The following is a 256-nucleotide window of genomic DNA, read 5'->3' as shown; positions in this document are numbered from 1 at the left end:
ATCCCGACGGTGCAGACCAGAGTTTTGTTGATGTACTGTTGCAGAGCATGAAGGTGCTGGCCGTCGACCAGGTGGCGGACGAGAGCAAGGACAGCCCCACGGTGGTGAAGTCGGTGACGTTGGAAGTCAGCACCAAGGATGCGCAAAAGCTTACCTTGGCGGCCGGCGCAGGTCAGTTGTCACTGGCGCTGCGCCAAGCGGCAGCCAGCAAGGGGGAAGAGACCGCGCGTATCACACTTTCGGACCTGACCGGCGA

General features: G+C 61.3%; 1 protein-coding gene. It reads left to right on the top strand.

Annotated features, from left to right (window positions below; all coding sequences use genetic code 11):
* On the top strand, positions 1-256 hold a 256-nt coding region (locus AC0L2U_RS34810; protein ID WP_473603717.1), incomplete at both ends, for an RcpC/CpaB family pilus assembly protein.

The organism is Mesorhizobium sp. WSM4808 (assembly GCF_055811675.1).
Note: the sequence above shows the minus strand (reverse complement) of the source record. Positions and strands in the feature narration are given on the sequence as shown.